Raw genomic sequence first — 15,963 nt, forward strand, 5'->3', positions numbered from 1 at the left:
TGCAACAAAAGCAGTTATTAATCAGTGGTCGTTAATTATTATCCATTAGAAAAATTTATAAAACTATGGATTTATATTTGGGTATCGATTTCGGCACATCTGGCGCACGCGCTGTAGCGATCGACGAGGAAGCTAGCATCCAGGCTGAGGTCCGATATCCCTTCCAGGATTCGATAGGCGCTGTGATGCCAAATTCTTGGCAGGAGGCTTTGTTGGCGCTGGTGGAACAAATACCTCAGGGATTGCGGCGAGAAATTAAAGCGATCGCCATTAATGGCACTTCTTCCACTGTCTTGCTTGTGGATGCTGCTGGCAATCCTGTAGATACACCATTGCTGTACAACGATGCGCGGGGATCATCTGTATTAGAGCATTTGAGGAACATAGCACCCCCCAATCATACCGTGTTGACAGCCACTTCCAGCCTAGCCAAACTTTTCTGGATGAAGAAATTACCTTCTTTTCGGGAAGCTAAATATTTCCTGCATCAAGCAGATTGGCTGGCATTTCTGCTGCATGGTCAATTGGCTATTAGCGATTACCATAATGCTTTAAAGCTGGGTTATGACGTAGAAGAGTTGAAATATCCAGAATGGCTGCAAAAGCTGCAAATAGAGGTTCAGCTACCCAAAGTATTATCTCCTGGTACTCCTGTGGCAGAATTGCGCCCTGAGATGGCGAATAAGTTCGGTTTCCGCAGTGATTGCTTGGTGTGTGCTGGTACAACTGATAGTATTGCCGCTTTTCTTGCCAGTGGGGCAAAATTACCTGGTGAAGCTGTGACTTCCCTTGGTTCAACGTTGGTACTAAAGTTATTGAGTCGTACCCGTGTAGAAGATGCCAGATATGGAATTTATAGCCATCGCTTGGGTGATTTGTGGCTGACTGGTGGTGCTTCTAATACGGGGGGTGCAGTACTGAAGGAATTTTTCACAAACGCCGAGTTAGAAAACCTTAGCCGTGAGATTGATGGATCAATTGCCAGCGAGTTAGATTATTATCCATTGTTGAAGGTAGGCGATCGCTTTCCCATTAACGATCCCAATTTGCCCCCACGATTGTCACCACGCCCAGATAACCCAGTAGAATTTCTGCATGGATTATTAGAAAGTATTGCCCGTATAGAAACAGGAGGATATGAATTATTACAGCAAATGGGAGCAGACAAATTAACTCATGTTTATACTGCTGGTGGTGGCGCGGCGAATGACACTTGGACTGCCATTCGTGAACGGTATTTAAAAGTGCCTGTAATCGCCTCAACACATACGGAAGCTGCTTACGGTACAGCCTTGTTGGCTATGGGAAACACATGAAAAAGTCAACAAGAGTAATTGTGTAACTATTTTTTCGCAGATATCTTTGAAATCAGTATCTATCCCAGTGACAATCGCCATATCTCGGCCGATACTGGGGTGATTAGATACAAAACTAACAATTCCAGGTTTACGATCTGGGCAGCTATTCGGGGATGGGTGCTTTGCGGTAAGCAAATGTCATCTATTCCCTTTATTAATGATTAGTACCAGTTCTGAAGGGACTAGGAGAAAAGAAAAAGGTTTTTTAAGAAAGGGTAGTGGTCATCGGTGAGAGGTTAAGGTTATAGAGCTTTTGTCAATAAGCAATAATACTTAAAATTATGCTGAAAATAGGGCTAATCAACAGAATTTTCGGGCTAGCGATCGCGTCATATTTAAAGCCAAACAGAGGTCGTTCAATAGGCAATAGATATTTTTGCAGCAGGTTCAATAGTTTGGGTGATGTCTATGCTTCGCTTTGAGAGCAATCGCTACTTTCTCCATGTTCAAAGCGAGTTTTTTAAGCTAGAATCTGTTTTTTCTGGATTTCCTGAAAACGAAAAAACTAAAGTTAAATCTTTTTCTTTACGCATTGCCTCATAATCTGGCCTAGTCAGTGATTAAATGAACAGCTTACTTGATTCTCAAAACCTGACCTTTAGGAATAAAGGGTAAATGCCGACCTAGAGGAATTAAAAAAGCGTGTTCTCGCCGAATGTGTACGCGATCGCAATATCCATCAGTAATAATTAGTAATGGCCCATTTTTCGGGAAATCCTCGGCTCTTTCCAATAAATCAATTCCTGGCTGTAAAACAGTACCGCCTCTACCCTTGACTTGAACTCTATCTGCCAGCGATTCTGGTGTTATGTAACCTTGGTCATAAGCAAAAGCATCACAGAAAACAACCCGCACAAAAGAAACATCATGGGAAATACTATAGCTAGAGATAGCTCCCAATGCCTTTCCCAATAACTCCCGCTCCATTGAACCAGAAGTATCTAAAATCACCCCAAATGTGCGACCTTCTTCTACATTGCTATCCGGTACATAAAGAGGACGGGGAATATCAGGAGTCGCCGATTGACGGCGACTGAGACGAGCATAAGACCTGACTTTAATTAAAGGAGAAAAGTAATTATCAAACCACTTAGCCAATTCCACATCCCAAGGAATCGGCGGATAACTCAAAGCACGAATCTCTTCAATTAAACCCGCCGGCAGAAAACCCCGATTTTGTTCATGGTGATATGCAAGTCCCTGGCTTAGACAACGGCGATAAAATTCATCCAATCCCACACCATCACCATAAGTCCACCAATCTGATATTCCTGGTTCCAAAATGTCACATTGTCCGATACCCCGCAAAGTAGATAGTTTGCGATAGAGGCGCAAATCTTTAACGATTTGGTCATAAATTGACTCGGCTGATAAATTCTTCAAATCCGGGTCGTGTAACACCCCAATGTGAGGTAATTCGCCTACCCCCATTTCTAACAGCCAAGAATTAATCACATAATCACAAGCAACATTCCACAAATAAGGGTCTCTTCCTTGACAGCGAGTATCATGTCTGAGTCCGGCGTGTAACAATTCATGAGCCATGACAAATCGGCATTCTTCATTACTTAATCCGGCGGCGGGATTGACAAAAATTTCTTTGTTTGCGACATCAATCGCTGCTACAGAAATATCTTGACGCTGACATATTAATGGATCTTCAATAATCTCAAAATTAGTTGCTAAAGCTCCCAGCAGAGGATAACTGTTGATAAACCAAGCCTTAGCTCTTTGTGCTGGAGTATCATTTTTGTTCTGCGCCCCCAAAATCGGCTCTCGTCCGGCGGCGACATTTACCGCACTGGTAACGGCTCTCGTTAACCCTTCTCCAAAGACATTTTGCCAGTCCAAGCCCCGACCAAAATAGTTACTTTTAATAGGTTCGATAATCATATCAACAAAATCATATCCAGGAATACCGCGTTCGCAAAATTCCTGATATAAACTGTCTTCATTCCGGTTAGAAATATTGATAGAAAAAACATATTCTTCTGGGATAGATCCTAACTTCAAATCAGCAAGAAACTTAGCAATAAAATAATTACAAGCGGCGTTCCATTCACGAGGATATGTGCGTTTCTGGAAATGACCGAAGCCCAGATGCAATAAACAATGAGCCAGTACATAAACCCATTCTTCTGGAGAACCCCGTCGCGTTGGATGTACGTGAATAACACCATTACTAGTGACTACAGCCCAACCCTGTAGTGAACACTGGTTTCCCGACTGACGATTAATGTTAGCGTGGCAGAGTAACGGTGCAAAAATGGGATGCTGTCTGAGGATGTCACATCCTTGCCCAAATTGTAATGTCGCAATATCTGTTTGATTCTTTTTACGTGCCATTTTCTTTCTTCACCAAACGTGGCAAGTCTCTGACTATTTCTACCATCAACCAACTAGGTAAAGCATCTCCCTTTTCCGGTTCAGAAACAACCATTTGGGCAATTTCAAAGCTGATAGCCGCTAAATCCTTGAGTAGTCCTTTGGCGCGATGAGCTAAATCTTTGTGGCTACCTGTCATTGCAAGACGTTCTTGGGGTAATTCTTTGATGAGTTGAGCGCGGAAAGATTGAGCCAGAAAATAGAGAACATCCCTGTCTTCTGGCAGGTGTGGCCAGCCAATTTCGCCTTTGAGAATAGCTGTTAATTGGTACTTACTTTTAATTTGTTTAATAAAGCCTTTAAACTGAGTAGCATGATGGGGAGAAAGACATCCCATAGCGAGAACTTCTAGCCAGTGGTCTGTGAGGCGATCGCCATACTCATGCAGAGTATCACTCAACATATGCCAAGAGCGGGGAGTCGAAAATGGTTCTTCATGTTTAGGAGGTTGACTCCACAGATGATCTGGGCGAGTTTGAATGTATTCAATCACCCAGGGATGAATATCATGATTTTTTGCCCAATCCAACCAGTCGCGATGGGAAACCTTCAAATGGACATGAACCATACGGTTGAGCAAAGGTGAAGACATGGGCTTAACGATCGCACTATCTTGAGCGCGATTACCCGCACCAATGACAATTGAAGCTTCGGGAAGATGATATTCACCAATTCTCCGCTCATGAATCAGGCTGTAGAATGCCTTCTGAACTTCGTGAGAACAAGCGTTGAGTTCATCCAAAAACAAACAATAGGGTTCATCCCGTGCAATCATTCTGGGTGGGCAGAAGCGACTTGTTCCATCGATAATCTGCGGTACTCCAATTAAGTCTTCTGGTGCTAGTTGACTACCTAGCAGTGAAACGCAAGGTATTCCCACCTCAGTCGCAAATTCTTCTACCAAAGATGATTTCCCAATTCCCGGCGCTCCCCAAATAAACACGGGTCGCACTACCGCCACATTGAGAAGAAATTCTGAGAGTTGTTTTTGGGTGACTGTAATAGCTGGGTTCATTGTTAACTCACAAAAACTGTCCCAACGTTGGGATTATTTCAAAATTCGCTTGATTATACTTATCCATCGTCTACTTTTATAATTCCCCAATTTCAATAGAAATGTTGACTTACAAATTACAAGTCAAAATCTGTGTTATGGATCACCTTTTTGAGCAATATTTACGGCTGAGTAACTGGAATCCGCTTGGATAATACATAATTGCAATAGCTGTTCACCCCAAATTCCCGCTGAAACAATAACAGGACAACAGTAATGAAAGATAGCGTTTACGAAAGGCACACGTCGGTCGAGATAAATATCAGGTATGACAGACACTATTAAACATAGTTTAATACAAAAAATATAAAATAATACACAATGGTAAATAATACTTTTATCAATCAGAATTCTTCAACATACCCGTCAATAATTCCGACATCTCCCACAAATCTTTATTCCGGTTATCGTCATAAATCATCAACCTTCTAGGGTCAGCATGAAGGCTCAAGTTCTGCACCTTTCTAATATTCCCATTAGTTGCATCAAGCGCCGCCGTAATCGTCTCCCGTAACCCAGATTTAATCAACATCACGTTGTACTTCAACACCACTATCACTGCTTGCTCTCGCTGTAAGTGCAGAAACTCCAGCACACTATCACCACTTGGCGGTAAGCTTGTCATCTGAGTGTGACTCGATATCAGAATTGATTTAGGTTCGATAAATCAAACAGTTGCCTGATTGCTGAGAGATAATGTGAGAATCCACAAATCACTGGCATAAAACAGCAGGAGTGATTTTTCCTGTCATATAAGCTTCGGCAATTCTTTTTCGTTGCAATTTACCGCTACTAGTTTTTTCCAACAACCCTGGACGAATAAAAAATATCTGTTCTACTGGAACTTTCACACCAACGTGGTTAAGAATTACCTCACTTGCTTGCTGTTTGTACTCAGTTGCTCCTTTTAGCACACTAGTTTGCTTGGTTTCTATCAAAATAATAATATTTTCATCTGCTTGAATAGCAGCAACTTTGCCTGATTGCACAAAGGGCAAGGACTCTAAGCAGTGTTCAAAATCAGTAGCAAAATAGCTTTGACCGTTGATTTTAAAACGATCGTTGATTCTACCAGTAATGAAAAGCTCGGCCTCGCTCATTACACCTAAATCACCAGTAGGAAAGAAGCCATCAGGATTATAAAACAGGTGAGCGTTTTCCCAATATCCATCAACCAAACTACCTCCCCTGATTTGAATTTCTCCTATTTCACCCTCACGACATACAGTTCCGTCTTCAGATATTAAACGCACGTTAAAATCACTCAACGGTTTACCTGATGAAATAGCTTGGCAACCATTCGCCAGTGTCAGCACTCTTAGAACATCTTCTAACTGACAACAAGAAACCATTAAAACAGCTTCAGCCATACCATAGCAAGGCTTAATAGCTGTAGGTCGCAATCCATACGGAGCCAACATCTCTATAAATTGATATAGATTTTTAATATTAATTGGCTCACTACCATTAAAAACTATTCGTAAATTTTCTAAGTTGAGATCGGCAATTTCTGCGGTTTCGCTGTTTTCTAGCCGACGCAGACAGTAACTAATAGCAAAATCAGGAATAACAGCGATCGCAATTTGTTTTTCTGAAAGCTCCCTCAACCAACCTATAGGATTAATCAAGAACTTCATTGGTGTACTTAAGTGCAGATTTAGCCGACAATACAACGGTGCAAGAAAGCCACCTATTAATCCCATATCATGATACAGAGGCAACCAACTTGCTGCTTCATCACCTTGTCTGCTTTGAGCATAGTTAGCAATGATCTGCATTTGTGCCACAATCTTACCGTGGGTAACAGGAATTCCTTTGGGAAAAGCAGTTGAGCCAGAAGAAAACTGTACAAAAGCTATATCACCAGAGGTAATAGCGGCAAAATTAGGCGATGTCTGGGGCTGAAAGTCTGTGCTTGGTAATGGCAATCGTTGAAGGCTAAAATCAAGAGATTTGATGCTAGGAGCTTCTAAAATCAAGTTAGCATTGTATGAATCAGCAATTCTGTTGATAAAAGCTAAATAGCTATCCTTCAATACACCTATACCGTAAGGTTTGACCGATAAAGGAATCGCACCTAGTCCAATCAAAGCAAAAAAGGAAATAAGCACACCTTCTGTAGTTTCAAAGGGAAACAATATCCTTGTCCCCACTGTCACACCTTGAGAGCGAAAATATGCCATGTATGCAGTAATCTGCTTCCTAAAATTGCAGTAGGGTAAGAACTTAGTATCTTTGCGATCTTCCTGAAGGAACAAACCGATCTGGGCATCAGTGTCTTTGAGTGCGTGTATCATATCCAGCATGGTGAGCGATTCTTGCACTGGAAGTTGTAACTCTGGTATGAGTGCTACTTCAGGCAATTTCATGACACACCTCCTAGTGCCTTGGCTGCATTGTTTTCCTCAAGAAAATCCGGCAAACTCTTGAGTGTACGTTCAACGGCATCAATGAATCCAACTTTCACGCGGGCATCAGCTGCTATAGTGGCAGTTCCATCAGTGAAGATTTCCACAGTTTGGCAAAATACTGCTTGATAGTGATACTCTTTTTCTGTATCTTCTATTTTCGTAATTACTCTAACTTCTCCTGGTAATATTTCCCGACGATAATTGATTTCAATCCGCGCCACTACAGGTAGAATGCGCTGACCACGACGTAAGTTGTGGTGGTCAAGCCATAACCATCGTCCTGCTTCTAAATATTCCAAGACCGTAGCATTATTGACGTGACCTAAACTATCAAGGTCATTTGGCCGTACTTGCAATGTTAGACTAACTGGTTCAAACTTCATTTCAATAATCTTGAATAACTTAACAGTTGGCACAACTTATGTCCCAAGTGCAATGATGACAACGGTAGATACATAATTCCCACTATGGGAAATGGAAATATGAGCAGTCCAATTTTGACAAGTAAAATACTCTGCTAGAGAGCCGTAAAACTGAAAATATGGAGCTTTGCTGGAATTGTGTTGTATTTCTACATCTGTCCAATAGAATTGAGGGGGTATTTTCAGTGCTTTAAATAGGGCTTCTTTAGCAGAAAATTGAGCCGTCATACTTTGCAATGGGTTTTTACTTTGACTGAAGTACAAACACTCTGTTTCTGTAAAGAAGATCCCCGGAATTTTGAGTGCTTCCACTTTTTGTAATTCGGCTATCAGTTGAATATCGTGTCCTAGTCCAATCAACATCCTACCAATTCCAACCACTTTTGTTCAACTTCCGCCGCTGAGTTCACCTCAATACCTGTAATTTGTCTGAGAGCAGAAAAAATCATTCCTTGCTTGCGTTCAATATTGTCAGGAATTGTCATATCGTACTTGAGTGTGTCCCACCAGTTAACATGGGAATCACGTTGTTCTAAATGCTGACGCTTGCTACCATAAAGTTCGCCACCTTCACGAACAAACAAATGAGTAACAGCAAATGCTCCTTTGGGGGAGTACTCTTGACTATCAACTAGAGCTTTGGCAAAACTAATGAAGTAGGTCATGTGCTGCGCTTCATCAGCAGCAATCTGCTTAAACAATTTCTTCAACCCAGGATCTTGAGCAACGCTGGCACAATATGAGTAGTTAACTGTGGCTGTAATCTCAGAAATCGCCAGTAAAACTAGGGTTCTGAGCATATCATCATCGGGAAAAATCTTCCGAAACTCAATTAGAACTCGATCGTTTACTGTTTCTAAACCAAGCAGGTTAGATAAGCGATTGAGTGTACTTTCATGAAAGCTTTCTTCCTCGTTCCAGTAACGGCTCCAAGTACTGCAAGCTTGCATAACACTCGCTAAAGCTGGATTAGACTCTTGCCAGCGACGACATTCAACATCTGCCACTCTTGCAAGGCGATCTGCTCCTGGTTTGGTGGTTAATTCTGCTCTTCCAGCATTCCAAATATTCACTTTATCAAATTCAGTTAAATTCTCTAAATCAATCGCATCGATCATTTCTACAGCGCTCCATCGACGCTTTTCGTGAAAACTATGTTGTTCCCAAATTAAATCCAACAAGCAACTGCGTTGTTCAGCTAGAATTTTATACAAGTGGTTGACAATATTGACTCTAGAGATTGCATTCACCATAGTTAGGTTTTTAAAATTCAATTTTTCAATTTTTTAGGTTTTATCTTGTTTAGGCTTATTAGCTAATTAAGGTGAAGTTTGCACCTTATCCCTGCTGTATCACTTTGGGAGAAGCCAATGCCTGAAAGCTTTTGAGAGCCTTAATTCTCAGTTTTTGGCTATAAATTTTAGTTTCTGAAGTGAAAAGAAAAGCTCAAAACCTTATTAAATCAAAGTTTCATAGTTTCGCTCCGATTATTGTTTTCCGCAAGTGACACAAGAGGGTTATTTACTTCTTGTAAGAAGACTTCTAATACTGTTGAAATTTTTGTATCTAATGAGAAAGCAGGTAAACGGATGTCGTTTCCATACTGCTTTTTAATGGTGTTACTAATCTTGGCAAACGCCTCCATGAGATCAATACTGTTCTGAAGTTGTTCGGAACGAGCAACAATTTCTGAAAGTGTCAAGTCATGCTCAAAAATTTCAGCTAATGGTAATTTAACGTTCTCTGCAAAAAGCTGACAAATATAATCTTTCACGCTAATTAACTCCTTTGTTAAACGTCCGAGTGAGTAGCAAAATCTCATATTAAATAAACCTTTTTCAAAAGGTTATTTTTCGCATTGTTTAACAAAACCTTACTGAAGCTTGACATTTATTTTACAGTTCAGTCTTTATTGACGTTGCTGCTCAGAGTTTGCCCACTTGTCACGGGTGTCGCACTTTTGGATCTCCTGATACTGGTAATTGATATATCAGAACATGAATACACCAGAATCTACACAACAGCAATTAAGCCAACAGTCTGATTTTGCTAATACTCCCTATTAATCGTTACTCATAAAGTATCTAAATAGCATCCGAAAAATACGGAATTTCTCTAACTTCTGTAATTTATATTTGAAATTAATTTCATCAGCAAAATTACTTAAAAATCCTATCCAGGTGGCGACATCGCAATGAGCTTGCACAGCACTGGCTCTCCAGAAGCTTGCTATACAGGAATTGTGACGACTATTGGTAAGAAATTAATTACTAAGTTTCTTAATTTTGTTATCTCGGTCTATTCTTGGGTCTTCCATTAGGGCAAAGTGGTCAGCAATCGTAATTTTCGGCTTGAGCTTCACGCTTTTTTAGGGGCTTTCCTCTACTTCTAGAATGACTTTATCATCAAAACCTCATTACTCAACCTCCATCTCATCAGCGATCGCTACCTTTCTTAGCTTCTTAGTATAGGTGTACTATATTGAGATGCGTTTGCCCTGATGGGTTTATTCAGCACTCAGCACTCCTGAATATTTCATCGGAATTTCAATCACAAACTCAGTTCCTTCTCCTGGTGTAGACTCACAGAACAACTTTCCTTTGTGTTTTTCTACAATAATTTGATAGCTAATCGACAATCCTAGTCCTGTGCCACTCCCAACTGGCTTGGTAGTAAAAAATGGGTCAAAGATTTTTTGTTGCACATCAGCGTTAATACCAAGACCATTATCCGCAATCCGAATCCTGACAGTATTCTTATCTGCTAACTCAGTTAAGATACGAATTTTAGGAACTTGTAATCGATGGTTGTTCCCATTTTTCATACTCCATTCTCTATTCCGAGCGTCCAACGCATCGATTGCATTACTTAGAATATTCATAAACATCTGATTTAACTGACCAGCATAACAAGTCACCTCTGGCAAATCTCCGTATTCTTTGATGACTTCTATCTCAGGACGGTCATTATTTAGTTTAAATTTGTGTTGTAGAATCATCAAAGTATTGTTGATGCCTTCATGAATATCTACAGGCTTCATTTCAGCTTCATCTAAGCGGGAGAAGTTTCGTAAGCCCAAAACAATATTGCGGATACGCGATGTACCTAGCTTCATAGAATCCAAAACTTTTGGTAAGTCTTGTACTAAGAAATCTAGATCTATTTCTTCAGACTTTTCAGCAACTTCAGCAGAGGGGTTGGGATGTTCTTGCTGATAAATACCAATCAACTCTAATAAATCTTGCACGTACTCTTGTGTATGAGTAATATTGCCATGAATAAAGTTGATAGGGTTATTAATTTCATGGGCAATTCCCGCTACCATTTGCCCCAAACTAGACATTTTTTCACTTTGAATCAGTTGTGTTTGGGCATTTTGCAAATCCACTATTACTTGTTTTAAGCGCTGATTATTCTCGTTTAGTTCTTGTGTTCTGCGTTCAACTTTCTCTTCTAAAGTATGGCTATACTCCTCCAAGCGTTCTTTTGCTTGTGCCAAATCCTTGTAGAGAATGGCGTTCTCTAGAGAGATTGCCGCTTGGGTAGTAATTACTTGTAAAAGTTCTAGGCGATCGCGTGTAAACGCTCGTGTTGTCAAATTATTTTCTAGATACAATATACCAAGAAATTTTCCCTGATTGATAATCGGAATACATAACACGCTCTTGGGACGTTCGCGAAGAATGTAGCCATCATTTGCTAAAAACCCATCCATCTTAGCATCATCAATAACAAATCTTTCCTTTGTGCGTTTGACATAATTAATCAAAGCGATCGGCAGATCATAGCTAGAAGAAAGACTAATTGCAGGGAATTCTGTATAGATAGATGCCAAAGCTGAATTTGAACTAATAGCAGTCACCGTTAAATCCAAATCATCACCTGGGTTGAGCATTAAAGCAGATTTGGAAGCTCCTGCATTTTCCATCACTACTTTCATTAAAGTAGATAACAACTGCTCCAGTTCAATTTCTCCAGAAAGTGCTTGTGAGGCTTTAATCACAGCAGTCAAATCTAAAGATTCAGAAATATTGCTCTGAGAGCTAACTACTGTTTGATGACTATTTTGCGTAGACAAACTTGTGTGATGAGAAAAACTACTTTTCTCACTGGTATATGAACTTAGTTGGCCTTGTTGGAGAATAGGAGTAACTAATTGGGGATAACGTTTTACTAAATCGTCAACTTTGGCTTTTGCTCCCCAGCGCAAATAACAGTAATATGCATCAGTGAGGTAAGTTTGGGCTATCTTCTGTTTGCCGCGTTCTAGATAGAATCTAGCAGCCAGTTCGTTAGCAAGAGCTTCTTCATTAATGTACTCATTTTCTCTAGCAAGAGCAATAGCGCGATCGTAATCATCCATTGCTTCTAGATATTTCCCAAAAACGCGATTTATTTCTGCCTCTACTAAATAGTATTTGTGTAAATAATTCATTGGAGCATTATTTGCCCAATGATGCATCTTTTCTTGATTGGCTTGTACTCTATCAATAATCTCGTTTTGTTGAGACTCTTCTGCATCAGAATACACCGCGATTTGTGCGAGAGAGTCGTAAAAATAGAAGAGAGGAAAAACGAGATTTCCTACACCAGCATATAAATACTTTTCTGCCAATGCAGCATTTTCAACTGCCTGTGTAAACTCTTGAAATAGATAACTTAGTTGAAGCTTGCAGAAATATAGATATAAAAGTCCATTTCCATCCTTAGCTTCAAGATGAATCGGTAGCATTTTCTCTTCGTCGTATGCATTACCGATTAAACAATAAGGATTTTCCCCAGTTTCGAGCAAGTTTAACAGTGTCTGGTGATAAATAGCATTCCAGGAAAAAGCTCTTTCTTGCTTGATTTGACTAATGGCATTACCGTAGCTTGCTACTTGCAATTCCAGTCCCGTCAGTTCACTGCCAATGAAATAGGAATAAGAAGAATAATTGTAAAGGGAAAAGGCTGCAAATTCTAAATCTCCAGTTTCTAGTCCTATAGAGTAAGCCTCTAGTAAGTACTGTAATGTTTCCTTTGTATGTTTTTTAAAATGTTTGATAGCACCATAAAATACCATCATTATCTTAGCTTTTACTTCTTTGAAGTTATAATTATCTACCAGGCATAAAGCCAGCTTGCCAAATTTATAACCAGATTCAATGTCTGCTACTGCCCCACAAAGTATTAATCCGTAATTAACATAGGCGTGAGCAGACAAAGGGGCATTGCCATATTTAAGCGATAAGTCAATTTGTTTCAAGATAACCAGCGGGAATAGCTCTGGAGCAACTGGATAAGAAAAAATACCTGTAATAGTTAAAATACGCATAGCTGCTAATTGTTGAGCTTCTACCATTTCTGGCAGATCAATTAAGTCTTCAATATACTTATCAGTCAAATCTGCTGTTATTTCTAGCATTGCCAATTGCACATCAGATTGACAGGGATTTTCAGGGAAGTAAACTCCCAACTCCTTAAGAACAGCTAAAGCAATTTTGACAGCTTCAAGAGTTCGGTTTTGTGCTGCATAAGCTTTAATAATTACTTCGTAAACTTTGACTTTTTCCACCAGTGTTTTAGCACAAGCTAAAACTATTTGGACAAATTGCTCGATTTGTTCAAATTTGCCAGCTAGATATGCCGCTTCTGCTGCTGTTTCATATAAAGATAGAGTCAGATCGTATTTTCTCTCCCAACTATCATCTTTTAATAGTTCGATACCAGTAGTTAAATACTTAATTGCTGTTACATAAGCTGTTGAAGCTAATGCTCTACGTCCAGCAATTAAATTCATCGCCGCGAGTTCATCACTTTCTGCCTGATTGGTGATTAAATGTATTGCTATATTGAACTGATTGACCAGAGAAAAAATATTTTCCTCCAAATCATGAGTTTGAATTTGTTTCAATAATAACTTTCCAATTTTTAGATGAATTGATTGTTTGTTATTTTCAGGAATTAGTGAATAAGCAGCTTGTTGGACTCGATCGTGGACAAATTTATATTTTGGTAATTGAGTTGATTGCTTTTCATCACCTATTATCAACAACTGATTAGCATCTTCAATAAATAACTTATAGTCTTCAGTTTCAGATATAATTAATCCTTCGTGTAAAGCTATCCACAAATCGGAAGCGGTATCTATTGCATTCTTTTCGTACACAATTGATAGTGTTCTCAGGTCAAATTGATTACCAATACACGCTGCTAATTTAAGGACTTCTTGGGTATGCTTAGGCAACTTTTCTAGTTGTATAGCCATAAACTTTACAACGTCGTCTGTAAGCGGCAACTTCATTATTTCTGAAATATTATATTGCCAGTAACCAATATCAAAATTGAAATTAATTAGTTTTTCTGCATATAAAGACTTAAGAAATTGATTGGTAAAGAAGGGATTTCCTTTCGTTTTGGCAACCACTATTTGAGTCAAAGGAATAGCCATGACTTCAGTACAATGAAGAGTATCAGCAATCAAGAAATTTAAATCACTGTGATTTAACGATCCAAGTGTTATGGTATGAATAACTCCTCTATTTTTTTCAATTTCATTGATTGTTAAATATAGTGGATGTGTTCTAGAGACTTCATTATCTCGATATGCACCAATCAATAATAAACTGTCCTCGTTATTACCTATTTCTTCTACCTCATACTCTCGTGCATCCTCCAACTTAATAGAATCCAGCAGAGGAGATTTAATAGAAGTTGTTAGTAATTGGATAAATTTTAAAGAGGCAGCATCTGCCCATTGCAAGTCGTCTAAAAATATGACCAAGGGATGATCTTTGCTGGTAAAAACCTGGATGAATCTTTGGAATAATAAGTTAAACCGATTTTCAGCAGCATTGTTAGACAGTTCATCAACTGCAGGTTGCTTGTCAATTATTTGTTCTAGTTGAGGAATTACATTAATAATGACTTGAGCTTGAGCGCCCAAAACCGCCAAAATCTTGGTTTTCCATAATTGAATTTCAGCATCAGATTCTAACAATATTTGCCTGATTAAATCTCGAAAAGCTTCTACCCACGCAGAAAAAGGAATATCGCGTTGAAACTGGTCAAATTTTCCTCTAATGAAGTAGCTGTGTTGACGGGCAATGGGTTTGTGAACTTCGTTGACTACAGCAGTTTTACCAACACCAGGATCGCCAACGACCAATATCATCTCGACCCCTCTCAATTCCTTCATCAGCGATACAGAGGGGTTAGCAAGGCGTTCAAAAGCAGCGAGTAAAGTTTCTACTTCCCGTTGACGACCATAAAGTTTTTCGGGAATAAGAAAACGGTCTGATATATCCCGAGTTGCTAACTCAAATGAATCGATATTACCAGTTTCTTGCCACTGTTGTTTGCATTTTTCTAAGTCATACTTTAAACCTAAAGCACTCTGATAGCGATCTTCAGCATTTTTAGCCATTAGCTTGCTGATAATTTCAGACAATATTGGCGGAATTTTAGAATTAACTTGGCTGGCTTTTGGTGCTTCTTTGGCAATGTGAGAGTAAACTAACTCCATTGAGTCAGTAGCGGTGAAGGGTAAATGTCCTGTGAGGAGTTCAAAGAAGGTGACGCCGAGGGAATAAAAGTCTGTGCGGTAGTCAATCCCCCGATTCATTCGTCCAGTTTGTTCTGGAGAAATGTAGTATAGCGTACCTTCTAAAACATTGGGATTGGTGAGACATTGAATCTCTCTTGGCAAAAGGGAGGCGATACTGAAGTCAATAATTTTGATCTCTTTTGTGGTGGGGTTGATCAAAATATTGGCAAGTTTAATGTCTTTATGAATGATGCGGGAGCGATGCACTCCGTCAAGGGCAGAGGTTATTTGAATGCCAATATCAAGAAAATCAGGAATAGGTAATGAGGAATTAGTGAGTTCTTTATCGGTGTTTTTCTCCATCCACTGCTGAAGAGAAATCCCACCAAAGTCCTCCATAACTATGGCGTAACCGTTGTGGTAATTTTCTAAGCTATAGGTTTTGATGACGCCAGGAAGGTCAAGGTTTTTGGTGATTGTATACTGATTACGGAATTGGGCAAATTCATTGAAGCTAGGATATTCATTCCGTATCAGTTTGATAATGACGGGTTTTTGATCTTGTTCTGTGATAGCGCGATAAACAATAGTTTTGCTACCCAAGTAGATTTGCTCAGTAATACGATAGCTGGGAAAATCAATAACGGTATCCAAAATCACGGACATAACTACTTGTTTTGATAGTTTGGTTTGTATGTCTTTAGTATTCCCGGCAATTAGCTATTCGTATCATCAATCTTTGAGCGGTTCTTGTATATATACGATATTTTACTTAAAAGGTAAGTATTAATTATTGCTTTTGGAAATT

10 protein-coding genes are annotated in these 15,963 nt (G+C 39.5%); 1 reads left to right on the forward strand and 9 read right to left on the reverse strand.

Annotated elements, in window-relative coordinates; all coding sequences use genetic code 11:
* Window positions 1–65: 65 nt before the first annotated feature.
* A complete protein-coding gene (locus ACFG4S_RS12320) occupies window positions 66–1,316 on the forward strand; it encodes an FGGY-family carbohydrate kinase (protein ID WP_392535069.1) in 1,251 nt (416 codons plus the stop codon).
* 615 nt (window positions 1,317–1,931) lie between these two features.
* Here ACFG4S_RS12320 and ACFG4S_RS12325 read toward each other — a convergent pair.
* The 9 genes from ACFG4S_RS12325 to ACFG4S_RS12365 all read right to left on the reverse strand — a co-directional run bounded on the left by ACFG4S_RS12325 (window position 1,932) and on the right by ACFG4S_RS12365 (window position 15,821).
* A complete protein-coding gene (locus tag ACFG4S_RS12325) occupies window positions 1,932–3,704 on the reverse strand; it encodes a peptidase (protein WP_392535070.1) in 1,773 nt (590 codons plus the stop codon).
* Entirely contained in the window at window positions 3,694–4,758 is a 1,065-nt protein-coding gene (locus ACFG4S_RS12330; RefSeq protein WP_392535071.1) for an AAA family ATPase, read from the reverse strand. Before ACFG4S_RS12330 ends, ACFG4S_RS12325 begins: the two co-directional genes overlap by 11 nt.
* 379 nt (window positions 4,759–5,137) lie before the next feature.
* A complete protein-coding gene (locus ACFG4S_RS12335) occupies window positions 5,138–5,422 on the reverse strand; it encodes a hypothetical protein (protein WP_392535072.1) in 285 nt (94 codons plus the stop codon).
* Between the two features lie 88 nt (window positions 5,423–5,510).
* Window positions 5,511–7,166, reverse strand: a complete 1,656-nt coding sequence (locus ACFG4S_RS12340) for an AMP-binding protein (RefSeq protein ID WP_392535073.1) — start codon at window positions 7,164–7,166, stop codon at window positions 5,511–5,513.
* Window positions 7,163–7,624, reverse strand: coding sequence for an acyl-CoA thioesterase (locus ACFG4S_RS12345; protein WP_392535074.1), 462 nt, complete (start codon window positions 7,622–7,624; stop codon window positions 7,163–7,165). The genes ACFG4S_RS12340 and ACFG4S_RS12345 overlap by 4 nt, the downstream gene beginning before the upstream one ends.
* A gap of 3 nt (window positions 7,625–7,627) precedes the next feature.
* The gene (locus tag ACFG4S_RS12350; protein WP_392535075.1) at window positions 7,628–7,993 is read right to left on the reverse strand and encodes a holo-ACP synthase; all 366 of its coding nucleotides are present in this window, start codon (window positions 7,991–7,993) and stop codon (window positions 7,628–7,630) included.
* Window positions 7,987–8,883: an acyl-ACP desaturase gene (locus ACFG4S_RS12355; RefSeq protein ID WP_392535076.1), complete on the reverse strand. Its 897-nt coding sequence runs from the start codon at window positions 8,881–8,883 to the stop codon at window positions 7,987–7,989. The genes ACFG4S_RS12350 and ACFG4S_RS12355 overlap by 7 nt, the downstream gene beginning before the upstream one ends.
* 209 nt (window positions 8,884–9,092) lie before the next feature.
* Window positions 9,093–9,404: a hypothetical protein gene (locus tag ACFG4S_RS12360; RefSeq protein WP_392535077.1), complete on the reverse strand. Its 312-nt coding sequence runs from the start codon at window positions 9,402–9,404 to the stop codon at window positions 9,093–9,095.
* 732 nt (window positions 9,405–10,136) lie between these two features.
* A complete protein-coding gene (locus tag ACFG4S_RS12365; protein ID WP_392535078.1) occupies window positions 10,137–15,821 on the reverse strand; it encodes an AAA family ATPase in 5,685 nt (1,894 codons plus the stop codon).
* Between the last annotated feature and the right edge of the window lie 142 nt (window positions 15,822–15,963).

It is taken from the genome of Nostoc sp. C117 (genome assembly GCF_043099735.1).
Lineage (GTDB): Bacteria > Cyanobacteriota > Cyanobacteriia > Cyanobacteriales > Nostocaceae > Nostoc.

Coding starts and splice junctions, on each gene's coding strand:
- ACFG4S_RS12325 (WP_392535070.1), bottom strand. CDS start 3,704: ATGGCACGTAAAAAGAATCAAACAGATATTGCGACATTACAATTTGGG.
- ACFG4S_RS12330 (WP_392535071.1), bottom strand. CDS start 4,758: ATGAACCCAGCTATTACAGTCACCCAAAAACAACTCTCAGAATTTCTT.
- ACFG4S_RS12355 (WP_392535076.1), bottom strand. CDS start 8,883: ATGGTGAATGCAATCTCTAGAGTCAATATTGTCAACCACTTGTATAAA.
- ACFG4S_RS12335 (WP_392535072.1), bottom strand. CDS start 5,422: ATGACAAGCTTACCGCCAAGTGGTGATAGTGTGCTGGAGTTTCTGCAC.
- ACFG4S_RS12320 (WP_392535069.1), top strand. CDS start 66: ATGGATTTATATTTGGGTATCGATTTCGGCACATCTGGCGCACGCGCT.
- ACFG4S_RS12350 (WP_392535075.1), bottom strand. CDS start 7,993: ATGTTGATTGGACTAGGACACGATATTCAACTGATAGCCGAATTACAA.
- ACFG4S_RS12365 (WP_392535078.1), bottom strand. CDS start 15,821: ATGTCCGTGATTTTGGATACCGTTATTGATTTTCCCAGCTATCGTATT.
- ACFG4S_RS12340 (WP_392535073.1), bottom strand. CDS start 7,166: ATGAAATTGCCTGAAGTAGCACTCATACCAGAGTTACAACTTCCAGTG.